The organism is Bacteroides caecigallinarum (genome assembly GCF_021531075.1).
Classification (GTDB): Bacteria; Bacteroidota; Bacteroidia; order Bacteroidales; family Bacteroidaceae; genus Phocaeicola; species Phocaeicola caecigallinarum_B.
The window spans coordinates 12,279-32,100 of record NZ_JADYTJ010000003.1 but is presented as its reverse complement, the minus strand read 5'-3'; the positions used below and the strand labels follow the sequence as shown (position 1 = coordinate 32,100).

The 19,822-nt window shown below is 35.9% G+C and carries 17 protein-coding genes; 2 read left to right on the top strand and 15 right to left on the bottom strand.

The window, feature by feature from the left end:
- Positions 1-282 precede the first annotated feature (282 nt).
- The gene (locus tag I6E11_RS01385; RefSeq protein ID WP_235336047.1) at positions 283-1,173 is read left to right on the top strand and encodes a WYL domain-containing protein; all 891 of its coding nucleotides are present in this window, start codon (positions 283-285) and stop codon (positions 1,171-1,173) included.
- A 22-nt stretch (positions 1,174-1,195) separates the two neighbouring features.
- Here the strand turns inward: I6E11_RS01385 and I6E11_RS01380 are convergent, their stop codons facing one another.
- The 14 genes from I6E11_RS01380 to I6E11_RS01315 form a co-directional block, all read right to left on the bottom strand.
- Positions 1,196-2,857: an ATP-binding protein gene (locus I6E11_RS01380; RefSeq protein ID WP_235336046.1), complete on the bottom strand. Its 1,662-nt coding sequence runs from the start codon at positions 2,855-2,857 to the stop codon at positions 1,196-1,198.
- A gap of 140 nt (positions 2,858-2,997) precedes the next feature.
- Entirely contained in the window at positions 2,998-3,456 is a 459-nt protein-coding gene (locus tag I6E11_RS01375) for a hypothetical protein (RefSeq protein ID WP_235336045.1), read from the bottom strand.
- 23 nt (positions 3,457-3,479) lie between these two features.
- Complete coding sequence (locus tag I6E11_RS01370; protein WP_235336044.1) at positions 3,480-4,151, bottom strand: hypothetical protein; 672 nt, start codon at positions 4,149-4,151, stop codon at positions 3,480-3,482.
- 120 nt (positions 4,152-4,271) lie between these two features.
- A complete protein-coding gene (locus I6E11_RS01365) occupies positions 4,272-4,724 on the bottom strand; it encodes an HNH endonuclease (protein ID WP_235336043.1) in 453 nt (150 codons plus the stop codon).
- 567 nt (positions 4,725-5,291) lie between these two features.
- Positions 5,292-5,906: an EF-Tu/IF-2/RF-3 family GTPase gene (locus tag I6E11_RS15310; protein WP_394800085.1), complete on the bottom strand. Its 615-nt coding sequence runs from the start codon at positions 5,904-5,906 to the stop codon at positions 5,292-5,294.
- Positions 5,887-6,114, bottom strand: coding sequence for a hypothetical protein (locus I6E11_RS01355; RefSeq protein ID WP_204394555.1), 228 nt, complete (start codon positions 6,112-6,114; stop codon positions 5,887-5,889). The genes I6E11_RS15310 and I6E11_RS01355 overlap by 20 nt, the downstream gene beginning before the upstream one ends.
- Before the next feature lie 9 nt (positions 6,115-6,123).
- A complete protein-coding gene (locus I6E11_RS01350) occupies positions 6,124-6,405 on the bottom strand; it encodes a hypothetical protein (RefSeq protein WP_204394554.1) in 282 nt (93 codons plus the stop codon).
- Positions 6,402-7,163 carry a hypothetical protein gene (locus I6E11_RS01345; protein WP_235336042.1) on the bottom strand — a complete coding sequence of 254 codons (762 nt, stop codon included), beginning with the start codon at positions 7,161-7,163 and terminating at the stop codon, positions 6,402-6,404. Before I6E11_RS01345 ends, I6E11_RS01350 begins: the two co-directional genes overlap by 4 nt.
- Positions 7,164-7,170: 7 nt before the next feature.
- Entirely contained in the window at positions 7,171-9,897 is a 2,727-nt protein-coding gene (locus I6E11_RS01340; protein WP_235336041.1) for an ATP-binding protein, read from the bottom strand.
- Between the two features lies 1 nt (position 9,898).
- Positions 9,899-11,854: an Hsp70 family protein gene (locus I6E11_RS01335; protein WP_235336040.1), complete on the bottom strand. Its 1,956-nt coding sequence runs from the start codon at positions 11,852-11,854 to the stop codon at positions 9,899-9,901.
- 6 nt (positions 11,855-11,860) lie between these two features.
- Entirely contained in the window at positions 11,861-12,808 is a 948-nt protein-coding gene (locus I6E11_RS01330; RefSeq protein ID WP_235336039.1) for a hypothetical protein, read from the bottom strand.
- 20 nt (positions 12,809-12,828) lie between these two features.
- Positions 12,829-13,605 carry a hypothetical protein gene (locus tag I6E11_RS01325; protein ID WP_235336038.1) on the bottom strand — a complete coding sequence of 259 codons (777 nt, stop codon included), beginning with the start codon at positions 13,603-13,605 and terminating at the stop codon, positions 12,829-12,831.
- 3 nt (positions 13,606-13,608) lie between these two features.
- On the bottom strand, positions 13,609-14,274 hold the full coding sequence (locus I6E11_RS01320) for a RipA family octameric membrane protein (protein ID WP_235336037.1): 666 nt from the start codon (positions 14,272-14,274) through the stop codon (positions 13,609-13,611).
- A gap of 1,014 nt (positions 14,275-15,288) precedes the next feature.
- Positions 15,289-16,563, bottom strand: a complete 1,275-nt coding sequence (locus tag I6E11_RS01315; protein ID WP_204394501.1) for an ATP-binding protein — start codon at positions 16,561-16,563, stop codon at positions 15,289-15,291.
- A gap of 202 nt (positions 16,564-16,765) precedes the next feature.
- Between I6E11_RS01315 and I6E11_RS01310 the strand changes: the two genes are divergently transcribed.
- Entirely contained in the window at positions 16,766-18,217 is a 1,452-nt protein-coding gene (locus tag I6E11_RS01310) for a hypothetical protein (protein WP_235336036.1), read from the top strand.
- 30 nt (positions 18,218-18,247) lie between these two features.
- On the opposite strand, the gene I6E11_RS01305 is transcribed toward I6E11_RS01310, so the two are convergent.
- The gene (locus tag I6E11_RS01305) at positions 18,248-19,765 is read right to left on the bottom strand and encodes a DUF3843 family protein (protein ID WP_235336035.1); all 1,518 of its coding nucleotides are present in this window, start codon (positions 19,763-19,765) and stop codon (positions 18,248-18,250) included.
- Between the last annotated feature and the right edge of the window lie 57 nt (positions 19,766-19,822).

Genomic DNA, 19,822 nt, shown 5'->3' with positions numbered 1-19,822 from the left:
TTCACATAATTCTTATCCACTTTTCTTTTTTTAAAGAAGATTTTCAAACACTTTGCAAAAAGAATAAAAATTGTGAGTTAATGCTGTTTATCTTTTTTCATATCTGATTTCATATCTGAAACAAAGCGAAAACCGTCTATAAAAAATCATAAGTAAAATTCTTCTTCTCCGACATCTCATTCTGAAACCTGTTTATAAAGTTTTTAAAGAAATTATCGCTTGCACTAGTTTTCGGTGCATCCATTCCGTAAATTTGCAATACTATCAGAAAAAACCGAATTTATGAAGAACAGGATATGTATCTGGCTTGTCAATCTGCTTCTAAGAAGAAAAAGAATGACACTTAATGAAATCCAGGAAGAATGGAGAGCACACAATGCGGACTACGATATTACCTTACACCGCAACACCTTCATGTCGTACAAACGTACAGCCGAAGAGATGTTCGATATCAACATCAATTGCGACCGTAGCACTAACGAATATTATATCGAATATCCGGAAGAAATAAGCAAGTCCCCTATCAACCAGTGGCTGATACAGACGGCATCATCCACTGATGTTATTTCCAGACGTAAACGCCTTGCCGACAGAATCATCCTTGAAAGCACTTTCGGAGGCGAAGAACATCTTGACGCCATAACCGATGCCATGTCGCGCAGCAAATGCATAAACATCACCTATCATTCGTACTGGATGGATGCACAGAATTTCACTGTAGAACCTTACTTTATAAAATTCTTCCGCCAAAGATGGTATCTTATTGGCCATTGCCACGAGAGAAATGCCCTGCGTGTATATTCACTCGACAGGATGGACTGTGCGACAGTCAGCGACAAAAGTTTTACGATGAAAGAAAAGAACTATCCACAGGTATTATATAATGACAATTTCGGGATTATCCATGGCGAAGAAGAAACCAAAGCCCACGATATTCTTTTAAAATTCACAACCAAGCAAGGACAATACATACAGACAAGACCGCTACACCATACACAGGAAGTAATCTCTCACGATGAAAACTTTATTATCTTTAAACTGCACATGAAAGTTACTCTCGATCTGGTTCAGGAGCTATTATCCTACGGCTCCAGCCTTCAGGTCCTCAGTCCGGACTGTCTGATTAAAGAAATCCGCAAGACTATAGGTGAGATGAACGAAATGTACAAATAAAACGGAAAGAAGAAAGACTGATTTACCTGAAACCAATCTTTCTTCTTTCCGTTTTTCCTATATGCATAATTTCCGATTCGCAATGATCTTTCAGCTTTTCAAAATCCAGATTTTCGCTTCCCCATAAAATAGAATCTATAGTTCTTTTCCTACAGATATTCTCAATCTGCCCTCCACTGAAATCATATCTCGATGCCAGACATTCAGCCTCATCCTCATTAAGTTCAGGTATCATCGACTTCCATATAGCACACTTCGCCTGAATATCCGGTCTTTCGAACTCAATCTTGTATAAAAACCTCCTTTCAAAAGCCTTATCCAGATTTCCCGCTATATTCGTGGTAGCAATCAGAATACCCTCCATATTCTCTATTTCTTGCAGGATGATATTCTGGATTGAGTTCTCCATCCTGTCCACGGCACGCTCAGCCCCCTCCATTCTCTTTCCAAGAATAGCGTCAGCCTCGTTGAACAACAGAATAGGAGCCACCTCCGATCTCTCCACAAGATACCTGTACTTATTGAATACATTCTTTATATTCTTCTCGCTTTCGCCCACCCAGCTACTCTTAATCTCAGAGATATTCACACGCATGATGTTTCTTCCCGTCCGTCTCGCCAGCTGATAAACCGTCTCCGTCTTTCCCGTTCCCGGAGCGCCGTAGAAAAGACATGCAAAACCACTGCGAAGCCCCTTTTCCTTCAAACGTCCGCAAATGTCAGAAAAATTGTTCTGTTCCAGCAGACCTGCCAGCTGGTTTATCGAATCAGTCACCCTTCTGTTATAGAACAGCTCCTTTGCGGGCAAAGACCTGCAGTCCATAAGTAAAGAGGAGAAATTTCCGGATGAGTTGTCCGAGCCACCGGCCTTCACTCCGAACAGAAAAGTTCTCTTCGTATCCTCAGTAAGCTTATATTCCTCCCTGTTCACCATCCCGTCCTCATTGCAGAACTCTATCAGATTCAACTTCTGAAGACAGTGCTTACCCTCCATCAGCAGATTGCAGACAGACTTGAAATGATATTTGTTACAACACATATCAGCAAGGTCCTGCTGCCTTACATTTTCCTCTCTGTTCTGAATAAATGCGTCACATATAAAAAGGAAGAGAGCCAGATTATTGACGTCAAGTTCCAAAGCCTTAGTCCTGCTTGCAAAATCCAGATGCAGATTGTTCTCAATCAACTCCACCACATCGTTCTGAAAGCCTTCTATACTGCACTCTTCATTTACTCGGCAATCAATATACTCGTTTAGTTTACCGAAAAACTCGCTTGTTGTCAAACTCTTAGGCACCTCATACTTATACGCCTTGTTATTCTTGAGATGCTCTATTACCACAGGAGGTACCCTGTAAGTAAGATTATCATCCCTTCTTCCCCTTGTACAGGCAATAAGATGAGATTTCACAAGCCCCTCCACATCGGCCGAGTACTTGAGCATCTTTATATACTTACAGTTCAGATAGTCCGACAAATCATTAAGTTCAATCCTTGTATCAAAACTTCTGTTCACCATCAGAGCCAGCACAACAGCCTGTATTCTGTTGATACCCAACTTGCGCGATACATATCCAATCTGTCCTTCAACCTCATTGAAGAACTCATCACTCAGATGTGAATTCTCAGCCTTATCGGCAATCACCTCTATACACTCCAAAAGATTCATACGCTTTGTGCTCATGATTATAAGTATTAATGTTATTTACTTCCTTGATTATGACACAAAGGTACAGCGGGCTTGCACATACATCATGTGCATAAGAGATAAAAAACGCAAATCAGATATCTTTCTTCGATATCTAAATTGTTTATTACATTTCTTTAGCAAGTGACATCATCAGAGGATTTATTCTGATAACGCTTATGCTCCGCTTTTTCATACGCAACAGCAAAACAGAAGAACATAAACTCTATTGTCATTAAATTGTAGAACTCCCATGAAGTCATATTTTTTATAATACCATCGTAGCCGGATGAACCACCTGTTGTTACAACCAATATGTATGCCATAAACATTACAAATACTCCTAATACAAATCTGGAAACGAGGAAAGCAGTCTTACCTTTATTTATATACCTCACATATAGCTCTATAAGTGTCTGCACTGTAATGAGGCTTAATAATATTCCAATCACCTGAAACAACGAAAGTGATTTTAAGAAAACATCCATACCGTCTATAACCTTTCCCATCACCAACAAGATGTAACAGTTGATAGTAGCGATACATCCCAAAACGATAAGGTCAGAATGGAGGAATTTGTCATTTACATATTTCATAGCGTCGCAAAATTCATTTACATTCAAAAATCTCCTTCAAAATCAGAAAGAATATAACTCCAAAGTTCATAATCATCCACCATCCCCTTATACTTCATAACAAGCGAAGTCCAATTACTCTCCAGAACAAGGAAATTATCCCCTTCAGGCTTAAAAATAAGATTTTTACCGATTATCAGAATTTTACCGTTAGAAATTTCATAATCATAATAATCCAATCCCCCTTCAGTCGCCAGCAATACAGTATTTTCATCTATAAAGCACATATACATATTACCGTCATCGCCCTTCGACTCATAAGATTTACCTCCATACTTACCCACAGGCTTTATATCCTTAAAACGCTTGTCCGGTCTGTAAACATCAGCCTTATACCTGATACCCCCATCCTTCTGAACAATAATCTTATCAAAAACTTCATACTCATTCTTTATGTTAATAATACTGTCTATCCTACTATAAGAAGCCCCGATAATATTTTTACCTTTATACATATAAATCTCATCCTTGTCTTCAACATCCCATTTTGTAAATTTATTAATAAGCACCTTGCCTCCTTTATAAAGACGGATGACAGTAACATCACCATTCGACTTGTTGGTATAGCTATAAGCCATATCCTTCAGTTCACTCTCGCAAGCAGTTGTCATAATAACACATACCACGACAAACAAAAAATTAATCAGTTTCTTCATATTAACATAGTTTTAGTTCGATGAAGCAAAGGTATGTGTGGCTTGCACCTGTTTCGTTGGCAAGCGAAAAGATAATTATCAGAATGCACTTCTTTATTCTATGCTTTCTACCTTCCGTTATTATACCAGATGTTTTCTGTTCCAAGTATATGAGCCACCGGTATGCGAACATGCCGTATGCAACTTTTCATCCACAAGTTGCATAATTGGACTTTCTCCATCCAATTCCTCGTAATGGTGCCAAATTAATCCGGAAATCTTTTCTTTCTCAGCTTCAATATCCTTAATTTGTTCAACAGAGAAACGATCTCTTATTTCAGATTTAACTTTCATTAGCTGCTTTAGCTTTTTCGTAGCCAATCTCATCGTTCCATGGTAAAACGAATAATCTGTGTTACCTAATTCCTTATAGAGTGAATCAACAGTACCGTCTAACGTCACTTTTATTCCCTCAAACACAGGGAATACACCACAAACTTGTATTCCGTAAAGAGTGAAACACTTCTTTATGTATGGAACACCATTGCTTGTGGTATTGACCAGATTTTGATTTTTGGTTTTAAGTTGTATCATAGTTATGAGTTATAAATCATGATTACTTGCGATCAGTTTTTCCAAAGCCTCCTTTGCTTTTTACAACCGTTTCCAGCTGCCATCTTATACCATTCTATACTACTACGTGATAACTTCCAGTACCAAGTCCACGTAAATGAAGCGATGCATAATAAAGCGGTGCATCAATCACTCCTTGTTCAGCTAGAGAACGGAACATAATAAACTTCTTTTCGAATTGACTGAATTAAATATATTCGCAACCGTCCTCCAAAAATTTTGGTATTATATTTTCTTTATTCATGGTCAATCTTGAAATCCTTAAATATAATCAAGTTTTATTTTTCTCCATTTGTTCCCAGATCTTTTTATATGAGGACTTAAACAAAAAGCTTGACAATGGATATGTTCTTATACTTCCACAACGCTTGCAGGGTTGAGGCATAGAAAAAATTGTTGCATTTAGTTCTATATCTGGTGCAGAAAATATTTTTCCACACTTAGTACATCGGAAAAGTGTAATACCTCTAATCATAATGTTTTGAATTATATAATATTCTCATAATCGGAATTATTGTATAACAAATTTTATTTCTCACTCCAAGAATGAGAACATCTAGGACAATTGAAATATATTTTACCAACCTCCTCTACCCCATTACTAGAGTCATCATTAACTACATTGTCTACAACATTTCCAACTGAAATAAAAGTAGGATTTCCAGTAGTTACGGTTAACACAGCACCTGCAATCTTTCCTTTATTCTTTATAATTTTATCAACAATCTTATTTTTATAAACATTTCTCTCACACATTACCCAACGGCCGCAGTTAGGACAACGCATTATTATGTCAGTAGAAGACTCTTCTCCCGCCTTAATCATACAAGAATCCGTATCAATTTGTTCTTTTCTTACTCCTCTTAGAAGCAAACCTACGTTATCTCCCGCTTCACCTCTATCCAATAACATTCTGAACATTTCCACTCCTACTACAGTAGAAACAATGCTATTATTCAGATTCTGAATAATCACAGTATCACCAACATTAATTTCACCAGTTTCTATTCTACCGGTTACAACAACACCTCTACCTGTGATTTCAAATTTATCTTCTATAGACATGAAGAAATCTCTATCTATATCCCTATTATTTCCCATATTCAACAGTTCTAATATTAAACTATATCTTTTTAAAATCAAAATAAGCACCGCTTAGAATACTCTCATGACCAGAAATGTCTATTCCTCTTGCCAACAAGCAATTCTTAACCATATTCTTAGATGATATAGAATCAAAAGGAAGATGATTTGTTGGAATCTCTACAATAAACGGCAGAGTTCCTTTCTCTATTTTCATTCCATGACTGAGAGGAATGTTACATTTAGGAGTTAATATAAATGTTGCCATATTATAATTCTATTTTATTCCTCTATTAATACTTCTAATTGCATTTTCTGGTTCTTTAATCAACCAATCCATTGTCAATAAAGCAGCAGGATAAGTCATATCAAATTTAAGTTTTAATTCTAATAAGCTAAATCCCTCTACATGGTAATCATTTTCTTCTTCAGAAACCAACCATTTATTTAGAAGTGGCTTTAAGCTATCATCTATATCATGCAATTCAGCAGCTACCTTAGCTGATTGTTTCTCAGAATAGCCACGTTTTTGTAATATATTCGAAATATTTTCCATCATACCCTATTCTTAAAAAATTCATTCAATACATCTTCAGCAAAAGCCCTTGCGTCAGCTTCCAAAGGTTGCAATGCATAAGCTCTGAATCCATAATGCCCAACATCCTGATAACCATAACTAAATTCATTCAATTTCCAGTTGGATATCTCTCCTCCTCTTGGATGCACTTCCCTTTCATATAAATTATAGTTTTGGTAAGCATGACGTCCTTCATGAACTAAAGTATCCAATGTTTCTCTATAATCATTAAAAGAGTTAGACTTTATAACATCGCTATTTATAACTATCAGATTACTATTCTTTGAATAATATCCAAAATGTCCGTTACCCAAATCTTTAGCAACCAACTCACAAAAAGGCCTATGAGCAATCACAGATATTTGTTCTTCCAATTTTTGCAAAACACTCATCCGTTCATCAAAAGATAATTCTTTCCAATCATTAAAATCCAATCCTTCTATGGTTTTCATTTCTTCCGAAATATCTTTTATTTGAATACAATCCTGTGGAGCTTCTAAATAAATTGGCGAAATATCTTCACCTGCGCTCTTCAGCAAAGAAGCTATTTCCTTATTAAAGTCAATAGCTTTTGGAGGAACATCAGTCGATAGTTCATCAATTCTCGCTACAATGGCAGTACTATCTTTTGTTCCTAACACTTCAGAAATATATGCTTTTTCAGCCTTTGTTACAAAAGTCTTTTTTTCTATACCTTCTGAAAATTCATTAGATTCCAATCCATTATAATATTCCATCATAGACATGTCATTTAACCTTATCAACTTTCACCCAATAAGCTTCTGTATTCAGAGAACTTGAAACGATGCATTGTCCTGTAAGCAATTTTGAAATCACTTTACGCTGATCATCATTCAATCCCATAGCTTCACCGATAGCCTTACAATCATCCTCAGCCACCAAACGATGTGTTATCTTCAAGTTCGTATTTTTAATAGCATCCGGTATCAGTCTTGTTGGAACCTGATCAACCAAAAGCATACCTTCTCCGTACGCACGAATTTCGGATAACATATTACTAAACATCATAGCCGATTTGTATTGTGGCAACTCCTGATTATCACATTTAGCCATGACTCTATGCGCTTCCTCTATAATAGTCAAATGACGACAGCTATTATCGTTAAAGTCAATTCTTTGCGTTTCAGCTAACGCCGTACAATATTCATATAAGAACTGAAGAATTAATGCCATGAAAAACGATTTATCCACATCATCACCCACATACGACAAGTTTATGATACAAGGCTTTTGGAAAAGTTCATTCCAAGGTGTTGAATGGACAGTATTAAGCATTTCTCCTTTCCAACCACGTTTTAGGCTGTCAATACGAGTATGAAAACAAGCCTTCATATTTCGTTCAATCCTTTCCTCATATTGCCTGTTCGCTATTACCTTATCTACACTGACGCTCATACTATTCAACGTAGGTGGCAATGTACTTCCCAAAACAGGTTCTTGAGTAAGCCAATCTGTAGACTTATTCTGATAAACTGTATAAATCAAATCCTCCATTAGAACCGGAAGAATGTCGTACATAGGGAAAGCGGCAGCAAAGGTAGATTTTAACCTGTCTATATGACTAAGCACATTAGGCTCTTGTTCTTTATCCAGCCATACTAATTCAAACGGATTCAATTTCAATTGTTTTGGAACAAACCCTGTTTTATATTTCTTACAACCTGGAATATAAATATCTATTGGAGTGTCTGGATGCTCATTGTTGTATTGAATTGCCCAGTCCACATATTCAGTTTTAGCAGGTTCTATAACAAGGAATGGAAGTTTTCCATTAATTCCATTTAATATAGCCTGAACAGTATTAGTCTTTCCACTTCCATTTATTCCTGATAATAACGTATGTTTAACTAAAGAATCTATAGGAATTGAATAACATAAATCTGTTTTTGATCCTCCATACAATAAACGTCCTAATGCAAAACAAGATTCATTAACAACTTCTATATTCAAACTAAAATCAGGCGTACTGTCAATAACACTGATACCTGGAACTGAGCGTAATGGGAAATTAATAAGGTAGGATAATTCTTTTGTTGTAAGAACTGTTTTAAGTTCTTTATAAGAATCCCCCAATGGATGATTAAAAGGTTTACCATTTAATACACTATCAATACGTATTACAGGAGAAACAAACTGTGCTAATGATTTTGAAGACTCAATAACATTTGTAATGTCAGTTATTCTAATCGGTTCAAATATAGATTCCTGTCCACTTAGTATTGAACGCAATTGCATTGCCCCACCTTTTATATCAGATTCCTTTTCTGCCAATAAATAAGTACCAACTTTCCACATTCCTATAGCCTTACCTGTTTCAAACCGCTTGGAATGGTAGAACAAATGTTCAGATACAGACTCAATATGTTTATTTACGATATTTCGGCTTAGACTTTGAGATTTACTTTCATTTGTAGAATAAGTATTACTCTCAGAATGATTTGTACCACTTGTAGTAGAAGTTGATTTTGTTGGTGTCAAAGAAGCAACTATAGAATTCACAGCTCCTATTCCCAATAAACTCGCAGCACCAGCAATCAACTCTCCTCCCACATCTACAGCCCCTTCCATTACCGATTTTGCAGCAGGAAAAAATGAAGCAGCAAATGCTAAGCCTGTCCCTTGTACAGCCAGTTTCCCTAATTTAGAATAGTCCCTTTTTGTAACAGATTCACTCGTTGAAGAGTTGTATCCATCTGTAACAGAATGAGAATTACTTGTTCCATAAGTCTCCCCCTCAGTTACATTAAAAGACTTTAAAGATTCTGCCTGACCATTCATTTCCCTGCATTGAAACAACATGCTATCTACCTCATTTGTTTCTATAGGATCAGCAACAACAAGATAAGCATAATTCCTTTGACTCATTCCTGCCATCAATTTATCAATCGTAGCAGGATAAATGGATTTATATTGGCTTTCCATAGAAGGAATACCTGTCAATGCATATACATATTCTAGAGTTTCATTATTAACCTTTTCAGTTAAATCCTTTAAATTACCATCTGTTGAATCATCTTTAATAATCTTAGTCTGTAATCCAGGCCATACACCTTTTATAAACTCATTTAAATATTTTACTATATTCTTCTTTATAGAAGCCCCCATTGCCCGTACTCCTAAATACATTTTATTCTGTTTCTTGTTTCCTATTATTAGAAATAGCAACTGTGTTTCCTTAGGCATAAAACAAGAATATAATATTTTCTGCATTGCTGTAAAACAATCTTCTGCACTATCTGATAAAGGTTTGCCTACCTGAACGACTTCAATCCATGAAACACTATTTTTAGTTGTAGTTTCAATTTCGCGTAATGAGAATAAAGGATTCAGATTAGTATCACCAATACCATTAAGATACTTTCTTTCCATACAGAAAGATAAAGATTGTGAAACAGAAGTTGCAGCCATTACTTTAGCTGCAACTTCAGGTATATTTGAATTAAGTGTTTCCATGTTATTCAATCATTAATCTCATTTGGGAAATGCATTCCTTAGTATAACTCGTTATAATTTCTTTACTCTGACTGTTTATCAATTCTTTAAGATTGTCATTACCTTTTATAGCATCATATACAGAATCATAAATATTTTTCTCTATGTCAGACCAATTCGCTTCGAAATGATTATATACTTTCTGACGAGCATCACTATCCAACTCCTTCATACGAGCTTTCCTTCGTTTTTCTTCCTCTGAATCATTATCGCCAAACAACCAATTAGCGAGTAAAGCTCCACCACCAATCAACCAAGTAATCGGTCCTCCTAACAACATAGCAACAGCACCTCCAATAGCCGCACCTGCTACTCCTGCTACTATACCTTCCATAAAATTTGAATCAGTTAAAGTAGAGGAAAGTTCTCGCATCTGTTCGGAAACAACACTCATATCTATATTATTAATAGAATTTATCGAAACATACCCCTGCTTCATTTGAACACTTTTTTGAGTATAATTGCCTACCATTTTATCGAGTTTTTCTCTTATCTCTGCCGTTTTTTGTTCAAAAGCAGACTGATAACATTCCATCGCCCATTCACTAACATGGCTCATATCGTTCTCAATATTATCATTAATAAAAACTTCCAAATCATTAATTGATACATCATTATCTGTATCCCTAAATTGAGTAACGCATGATGCAATTGTACTTGTTACTTCATCTACAACCTTATCTACTAAAGAATCAGAGAATACAGAATACACATCACAATCTGATACCAATTTATTCAATAATTCTTTAGGATTGCCCATACTACCAGAACGGATATCAGCTCTTGCAACCTCAGCTACACCACGAGAAATTGTCAAAGAAGGATCTTGATCCCTATAAATCATATCATCAGTAAGATTCCAACATTGTTTTACTAACAAACGTATAAAATCCATTCTTGAAGCTCCACCCGTTAAGAAAGCCACATATATTGGAGCATTATGAATGTGATTGCATTTAAAATCAATCATCGCTTGCCCTATCTTATCTATATAGCCTGCAGCTTTCAAAGAATTATTCAACTCTCCAGGTTGGAAAATAAATTTTAATTTTCCATCTTCCAAATCATCATCATCAATTATATCTTCAAAATTAATAGTTTTCTTGAAACGAGACTCTGGGTGAAAATAAACTTCTTCTTTAGCACATCTTGCTTCAAATAATAGTTTTGAAATTAACTTAGGATAACGATTCTCAAAAAGAGATACATACTCATTCTCTTTTTTTCTGTCATTGTAAATCCACTTTTCTACATAAGAAGCACCACAATCATATCCAAAATCTATAACTGTATCATTATTTAAATATGTAAAATCCAAAGTACTTGAACCCATATCGAACACAATGGCACCTTTATCTATATATTGAGGTAAACCTGAATCTGGTCTATTTTGTCCTCTAACAAAAGCTGCACGAGATTCAGAAGTTATCCCTGCAATTGGCAACCCAGCCTTTTGGGCCATTCTGCCATATAAATCCTTTGCTGTATTATCCCAACCTGAAGGAGTTGCAATATAAACTAAGTGATTACCATCTGTAAATAAAGCCGGATTTTTCTCTCTAATCCTCTTATAGACCTCACTCATGTACCTAATCATCAACTTTTCTTTCTCTCCATTTATATTAACTGGTCTTTGTTTAAAACAAACTTCAACTTCTGACTCTTTTAATATATCAGGAATAAAAGCCTCAGTTCCTATATAAGCTTTGTCATCTGATGTTATACAAATAGCTGAAGGAACAACTTTCTTATTGCTTCCAAACTCTATATCTTCAGCATCTTTAAGTTCACCACTGGGAATACCCCAACTAATAGAACAATATGCCGCTGATGTTTCACCATGACCAAAGTCTATACCTATCACATATTCATGTTTATTCTTGTCTGGAACAATTGCCCAATCTTTAACTTCCAACATATTCTTTTATTCTTTTACAAATACTTTTCCTTTTCTTATTACTTCCCCATTTTTTACAATAGCAGGACATATCATTGTTGGTTCTGAAACCTTATTTGAAGTTAGACATTCAAACCACATACTATTTTCTACCGCATATTTCACAACCTCCAATCCATAATTTTCCAAAGATTCAGCCAATTGTTCCAAGCGATCGTCAATCTTTGCAAGCCTTTTTTCACTATCGATATTTGAATATGCCACTCCTAATACAGACTGAATGGAATCCAATAGCGAGCCATAAGTTTTTTCCAATGTAGGTTTTTCCTGTCGTTCATATTTGTCAACAACAAGTCCGATTTGAGCACGGAAAGTTTTAATCAAGTTATCCACATTCTCACAAATACGCCTTACAATATCCAAAAACTTTTCTGTATCAATTATCATTTTTACAGGCTCTTCCTTCTTAACTGATACTGTATCTTTGGGTAGTGACTTAACCTTCCTCTTCATAAATTTAGGTGGATAATAAGCACAATAAAGTACAAGTGCGGTACCAGCTATAGCTCCACCTAATGCCCACCATGTACCGCCAATAGTACCAACCAAACCACCTATTGTAGTTCCTGCCATTAATCCAAGAGGAGATGGAGACGAGCAAACAGCTTTATCAGACACTGATTCAAGTTTTAATTTTTCCTCTTTCTTCTTTTCCTGCGGCTTCTTTACAATGATCTGTTTAGCCATTTCTTCTTGAACTCTTAAAAGTTCCAAAGCAGAATTTAAAATATAATCTTCAGACTTGCTCAAACCTTGTCTAAAAGTCCCATCTTCATCAAAAATTGATTTAAAGTAACCACTCACTATATTTTGGACTTTACTTGTTTCTGTAAGTAAATCCAGTCCTGACAGCTGTTTTACCAACTCTTCTTTATTCTGTTCAAATAAAGAAACTAAAGAATAACGTGCTTCCATATTTTCCTATACTTAAATCATTAGTGTTCATTAATAAAGAGTTCTTCCCATTCTTCTGATGAATGATTCACTTGTTTTATGAAATAATTTATAACAATTAAATAACAACCTCCTAATACAAGTAATATCATAAAAATAAAAGGCTTCCAGTTGAAAGAGAACCATCCACTAGGCTCAACATAGTTTACGTATTTAAATAAAGTAAATATCAACACAGGAACCCAAAACAATGATTTAAGGAAAAAAGAGTTCCTTGCTTCAGACACTTTAACCGATTTAAATTTAGCTACTTCTCCATCTATTGTGTTACGTAACTCATTCTCATAAAATGTTTTCCCTAACAAAGAAAAATACAATCCTTTCAAGTTTATTAAAGCCTTTATAGCAATTGAAGAGGATGTGTCAGTCTTCAATTTATTTTCCAACACAGCTAACAAAAGATTAAACTCAGATTCTGTAGAATCATTATTAACAGCCTTTATAGCATAGTCATATGACAACGAAGTTTCCTCCACTGCATAATAACAAACTGAAATTAGGAAATACACTTTAGCTTTTATCTTGCTACTTGTAATTTTGACATTTGATAATTCTGATATAAAATTCTCTGCTTTATCTTTATTTGAAAATATATCATCCTTATTTTGTTTAAAGTAATCCAAATATTCTTGAAATACTCTCTCGTCATTACGTTGAACCTCATTCGCCATACCAGAATGAATGGAACCAACCAACTTTTTTCCTTTAGGTTCTTTATTACCTAAATCCGATGATGATAACTGTGATAACGTTCCCATAATTTATTCTTTTATTTTTAAGATTTTCCCTTCTACATTCGAATACATTTTATTCCTAACACAGAAATATAAAAGGATAAGAAGAAATAAAGATATTAAAATACAACAACATGCACAACAACAATTTTTAATACATCCAACAATAAAAGCAATACATGAGAACCACCCTATTATAATCGACCAAATAAAAATTTTTGTTATTGTATGAGTAGAATAGGCTTTGAATTTATCTCCTTTTTCCAATACTTTACCATACTTATTTAATCCATCATAACATTCATGGTCATTATAATCCTTCTTTAATGAAAAATCGTTTTGCCCACTTATTATCAGTCTATATAGAGGAACCACCTCAAAACTTTCAATTAAATTCATCCAATTCTCTTCCCATTTTTCATGTCCACAAATTGAAGCTAACCATGCAAAAGAAGAAACTAAGCCTATAATACAAACAGTAAGCTGTAAGAAAGTATAATTGTTTTCTAAATTCCATTGACTTACGCTATTAACTTTTATTGTAGTAGTAGCAGTAAGCAAAGTACAAAATCCGACAAAAAGAGCTCCATTGAATAAAGCATAATAATTCATCCAAGTATGGTATCTGTTTACATGATTCCAATAGGCATCTATAGCCTTTTGATAAAGAGAATCCTTACAATTATTACTCATAGCATAATTGAAAATGCCCGCTATCCCCAGAAAAGGCATTATGTTTTCATTAGTATATAAAAAGAAAGGCGTGAGGACTTGTCCGCTTCACTCATCGAAATAGGGCATCGCCAAACGCCTCGTAGAAATGAATAAAGAAACAATAAACCCACGCCGTTTGTGATATGTAGTAACAGTGTACAACATCGGCTGTACACACATACATATACAAAACAGATGAGCGTCATATTGTCTCTATCCCTCTACTAAAATTTGGCGATTTCTATTTCAGGATAAAGCAAAAAACGCTTTCTTATGTAAACACCGGACCATTTCTCCGGTCGGTGTATTGCAAAGATACATTTTTTGTTCAATATGACGCTCTTTTTATGGGTTTAATCTTCGCAAAGCTTTTGCAATTGTTTTGCAAACACTATTTAAATACCATTTAAACACTGTTTAAACACCATTTAAAGAATGGATACTTAACCAAAAAACATATTCTTTATTCATATCTGTAATATTTCTAAACCATAATAATGAAGTGTTTTTCCGCTTATAAGTCCTCTGAATTCAGCATTACACAAAAACAAAAAGGCGTGAGGACTTGTTTTCACTCATCAAGAAACAGGCATCGCCAAACACCCTACAAGCAACAAGCGAAAACAGTAATCCCACGCCGTATGGTTATACAAACGGATACAACATTGGCTGTACACGAGTATATACAATACAGATGAGCGTCATGTTCTCCTACCCTGCTTGTTGCTGAAATTGGCGATTTCGTTTCTTAGGATAAAAGTTAAGAACGCATTACAAAGATACGTTTTTTATAATACACGACACCTGTTCGTGGGATTTTTTTGTTACCTTTACACTAAAGGCGATACAAATTTAAAGTTCTCGGATTTTATCATATAAAATATCTTTGTGTAAAAAAAGGAAAATGTATTTTTGTATCAGAACTATTGATTATTGATACAAAACAGTCAGAAATCTTATATTTTGATGCGATTAAAAGTCTTAGAGTTAAGATTAATCCTTCAAACATCCTATAGGTACAACATAAACTCCATCAGTTCTTTTATAAGCAAAATCGCCTACACCCGTCAGTACCATACAAAAAGAAGGAGCTTTCATTCGTGAAGTATCTATAATATTTGAAAGAGCTTTTAAAGTCTTTGCGCCATCCTCTATCAGTTTTTCTCCTCCTAATTTTATTTCAATAAGACCATAAGAACCATTACGCAGATGTACTACAGCATCACACTCCAATCCATTCTTGTCTCTATAATGGTAAACAGATCCATCCAAAGCATCGGCATAGACACGAAGGTCTCTGATACACATCGTTTCAAAAAACAACCCGAACGTATTCAAATCGTTAATCAAATCATTAGGACCAAGACCAAGAGCGGCAACACCCACTGAAGGATCAACATAATATCTCGTGTCCGATGTGCGAACAGCGGTTTTACTTCTCAAATTAGGATTCCATGCCGGCATATCTTCAATCACAAATATTTTACGCAATGCAGTAAGATATGACCCAACAGTCTCATCGCTGACGTTTTCCGGTTCGTTTGTCGATATATCAGAAAGAATAGTAGCTATACTCGCTTGAGAGCCTTGATGTCTGGCGTATGAACGCATAATCCTTTTTGCACGTTCCGCATCACGTCTCACGTTGTCCACACGTGATATGTCGCTGTTTGTTATGGCTTTATAATATTCTGTCGCCTGCAATAGTGCTGCCTTTTCTGTTTTCTTCTGTATCGCTTTTGGCCATCCACCACGACAAACAACAAATGCAAGCATAGGCAATGTAAGTTTATTCAATGCCCCTATAGTGTCAGGAGCAAGGAACAAGTCTCTCAAACTTACTCCACCTGTAGATTCTCCTGATTCCCACAGACTCATAGGACGCATTGTGAGCCATCCGTATCTCCCCGTACCGGTATGATGAATATCTTTTGCATCGACAGGTACAGCAGAACCGGTAAGCATAAACTGACCATCTTCACCCCTATGGTCAACTTCAAAGCGTATAGCATCCCAAAACTGGGGTACTTCCTGCCATTCATCAATCAGGCGAGGGGTTTCTCCTTCAAGTAAAAGTCGTATATTGGTCTGTGCCATCTGTTTGTATTGTCCTTGTCTATTTGGGTCATCCATATATATAACACTTTTGGCTTGTTGTTCAGCCGTAGTCGTTTTACCACATGCTTTAGGACCTTCAATTAAAACAGCTCCCATAGCATCTAATTTATCACGAAGTAATTGATCTGCTATACGTTTTCTATATTCCATAAAATTAGTTTTCCACAAAGTTAATTTATTTATTTGTAAATCAATACTTTTCAAACAATTATTTGGCAATTTGGAGGATTTTTGTTTGGAAATTTGGCTTATTTTTGTTTGGTAATATGGACATTGAAGATACTATTCTACCTTATGTAATGCCATTTACAAGATTATTTATTACCTTTACATCAAATGCGATACAATATATATGGACACTAATAAAGAACTTCTTACATATCTCATCGACAACAGGATTTTCGAATCTTCAGCCTCTGCGCTTGCAAGCCGCCTCGGATATAAAGGGAGGATGGCTTTCTCAAGACTGAAAGAAGGGAATATACGGACTTCTACGGTGGACAATATCGTTGATGATATTTGCACACATTTCGATTTGGATTATTCGGACCTGATTGACATTACTGAGATGTTCAGGATAGGCAGGATTCTATATGATGCTATAAATGACGGGGATGTTTATGGCGATGAATCTTCACGACCGGACAGGATTCTGACGGACTTTGTGACACGCAGCTTCAAAGATTATCCCGATGATTTCAGTCCTTATATACCGCAACTTGAAGAAGTGCATAAAGACAGACCTTACGTGTACTTCGGTACTGTAATGGTGCTGTATATCAAGATGAAAAAGATTGATCCGTATGCGGGAAACGAGACACAGTTCCACTGTCTTCTGAAAGAACATACCTCACACATCTGTTCCGTCCTCAAACAGCACATCCCTGAAAATGCTATAGGACATTCCACTTCATTGGCCTATCTTTCGGACAATATTATCAGAAATGTTCCCCAGTGCATTTGGGGGCTGATGGTGAACAATATTCATATTTTGAGATATTTTGCCGACCCGGACTATATCAACAGCATCCTTGAACTTGGAGCGGCCTTCTCCGAATGGAGTGACTTCAGCTATTGGCATGAAACTGATGTGGCTTATTCTAAAGGGGAAAGGCTCTGGACTCTGTTCTTCCGCGAGTCCAACTCACCACTGCACGGCATGTATATCGGTCAGACTTTCGAAGCCGGAAAAGACAATGAGACTTTCATTCCGAAAGAAAACTTCTCACTAATATTCTGGAACAAGGAAAGCGATGACGATGAATTTGCCACGATACAAGCATGCAACATTATTAATTCTGCCACCGAGGACTATACCGTGTATTACGGACTGTATAAATACGACGACATCAGCAACGAGATTATAATTAAATGGAATGATGGGAATGAGAATTTTCTGAACATACCGTCAAAGCTAAAAAGAATTACGAGAGAGAAACCATCCGAAAGGGACGAGCAGGTTTGGTGGAACATTATCCGCAAGTTCGATGACAATGATTCTATGAAATTATTTACAGAAACACTGCTCAACAGGCTTAACACGGAATACCTTGACGATGACTATGCCATTCAGGACGTAACAATCAGTCGCAAGCCCTTTACTCTTACTATTGAAACAACCGACGGAATAAAGGAATATTCAATCCCGATTGAGGCATATCCTTTCCTGAAAAACTTAAAGGTATTCGATGAGGTTACTATCAAGAAAGATACGCGCACTGAAGAACTCTTCGTTAGCTGGCCGTGGGAGGGATATGAGATACCTTTGAGCGAATTCAATACAGAAATCAGTTCAGTAACCTAAAACGGTCACTGAACTAAAATCAATATTTTATCATAAATCTTTCTCCCTGCACATGATGAAGAAATAATCCAACATAAACCGACCATTCTTCCTAACCAGCTCTTTACCGTATTCCAGTCCTTTAGTGCTATTCAAAGCTGCATCCTTCAGGTAGCCTCTATCAAGAAGTTCGCACGCTGTTTCATATGGTATCAATTGTCTATTTGTCAAGAAATTAAATGCATTCTTTTCTGCCTTTTCCTTATTATAATATGGATTGTCAGGCGAAGCGATACATTCACAATAGTTACGCACAACAGATATTCCTTGTTTAAGAGTAACACACAACAGCAATACGTCATTTCCTGTATCAGGAATTTTCAGTCCTTGAGCTATTTTATATTTCATCCTATTATGAATGAAATCGCTCATCTCTTCTTTTCCTCTCAGAAATACAAAGTGTTTTCCTTCTGTTGCCGCAAGGAAGTCATCGTATGCTGCCTTTTTGTTAGCATTCGAGAATTCATTCTTGATGTCATCAAGTTCCGGAAAATCTTTAATGCTATAGATATTCATAATACCATTGTGTTGCCAATACTTTCCAAACTTGAACAGAATTGATGTAACTACAGTATCACCCGGAATCAGCTTTGGAGCGTTAAGTTCAATAGAATCTTTTATTACTTTATAAGTATCCTCCTTGTCTGAAACCTCTTTGAACAAATAATAATCTTCTGTCTCATCCGTCACCAAATATAATGCTTCCATCCTGCTGTCCACGTTCATATATGGTGCATCTACAGGATTCACAGTCTGTTCCTCAAGAAGAAGTTTCAGATATTCAGGAGCGGTAATGGCAAGAAGAGGTGTTCTACCCGACAACACGTTATTTATCTTAAAGGAATATATCATCAAATCCATCGTACGTGCATCAAGGTCCTCACGTTTCTCTAATTCCTCCATATACTCGGAAAGGCTATCCAAATAACATTCATAACAGCCCATGTTGATATATGAATTAAAATAGAACCACTCCACTATACATCTGTATTCAAGGAAGTCATCCTCAGTCAAATAAGAGAAATCAAAGAAATCCTGAAGCCTTTCATTTACTGGGGCTGTTTCGAACTCCTCGTCAAAGATATCGTATATTTCATTTGCCAATGCCAGAATACCGGTGTTTTCCGGATTATAGATTTTCTTCCCTATTTTATCTCTCTGAAAGCAATGCCAAAGAATGAAGCGTACATCTTCCACGTTTATCTCGTCTGGATAATAATCTTCGCCGGGTTCATAGAAAGGCAACCGGCTGCCATACCGTTTTTCGCACTGCGAAGTGAACACCTGCCAAACGCCGGTCTGCGAAATGATATCTTCGAACCATCCGACAAGAAATATCGCCGTATCTTCGTAAATCTCGTCTTCAGGCTCAATTTCCCCTTCCATTATATCATAATCATATAGTACGTCAATTATTCTGTTTACCAATCTACAGTAATAATTATCTGTAGCACCTGTTTTAGTATATGGATGCATAGACACCCATTCTTTAGGATAAATTTTTCTCATTTTATTAATTACACTTTAAATCAAATTAAACTCTTTGTGAACTGGCCATTGGCATGA

Coding starts and splice junctions, on each gene's coding strand:
- I6E11_RS01385 (WP_235336047.1), top strand. CDS start 283: ATGAAGAACAGGATATGTATCTGGCTTGTCAATCTGCTTCTAAGAAGA.
- I6E11_RS01380 (WP_235336046.1), bottom strand. CDS start 2,857: ATGAGCACAAAGCGTATGAATCTTTTGGAGTGTATAGAGGTGATTGCC.
- I6E11_RS01375 (WP_235336045.1), bottom strand. CDS start 3,456: ATGAAATATGTAAATGACAAATTCCTCCATTCTGACCTTATCGTTTTG.
- I6E11_RS01370 (WP_235336044.1), bottom strand. CDS start 4,151: ATGAAGAAACTGATTAATTTTTTGTTTGTCGTGGTATGTGTTATTATG.
- I6E11_RS01365 (WP_235336043.1), bottom strand. CDS start 4,724: ATGATACAACTTAAAACCAAAAATCAAAATCTGGTCAATACCACAAGC.
- I6E11_RS01355 (WP_204394555.1), bottom strand. CDS start 6,114: ATGGCAACATTTATATTAACTCCTAAATGTAACATTCCTCTCAGTCAT.
- I6E11_RS01350 (WP_204394554.1), bottom strand. CDS start 6,405: ATGATGGAAAATATTTCGAATATATTACAAAAACGTGGCTATTCTGAG.
- I6E11_RS01345 (WP_235336042.1), bottom strand. CDS start 7,163: ATGATGGAATATTATAATGGATTGGAATCTAATGAATTTTCAGAAGGT.
- I6E11_RS01340 (WP_235336041.1), bottom strand. CDS start 9,897: ATGGAAACACTTAATTCAAATATACCTGAAGTTGCAGCTAAAGTAATG.
- I6E11_RS01335 (WP_235336040.1), bottom strand. CDS start 11,854: ATGTTGGAAGTTAAAGATTGGGCAATTGTTCCAGACAAGAATAAACAT.
- I6E11_RS01330 (WP_235336039.1), bottom strand. CDS start 12,808: ATGGAAGCACGTTATTCTTTAGTTTCTTTATTTGAACAGAATAAAGAA.
- I6E11_RS01325 (WP_235336038.1), bottom strand. CDS start 13,605: ATGGGAACGTTATCACAGTTATCATCATCGGATTTAGGTAATAAAGAA.
- I6E11_RS01320 (WP_235336037.1), bottom strand. CDS start 14,274: ATGAGTAATAATTGTAAGGATTCTCTTTATCAAAAGGCTATAGATGCC.
- I6E11_RS01315 (WP_204394501.1), bottom strand. CDS start 16,563: ATGGAATATAGAAAACGTATAGCAGATCAATTACTTCGTGATAAATTA.
- I6E11_RS01310 (WP_235336036.1), top strand. CDS start 16,766: ATGGACACTAATAAAGAACTTCTTACATATCTCATCGACAACAGGATT.
- I6E11_RS01305 (WP_235336035.1), bottom strand. CDS start 19,765: ATGAGAAAAATTTATCCTAAAGAATGGGTGTCTATGCATCCATATACT.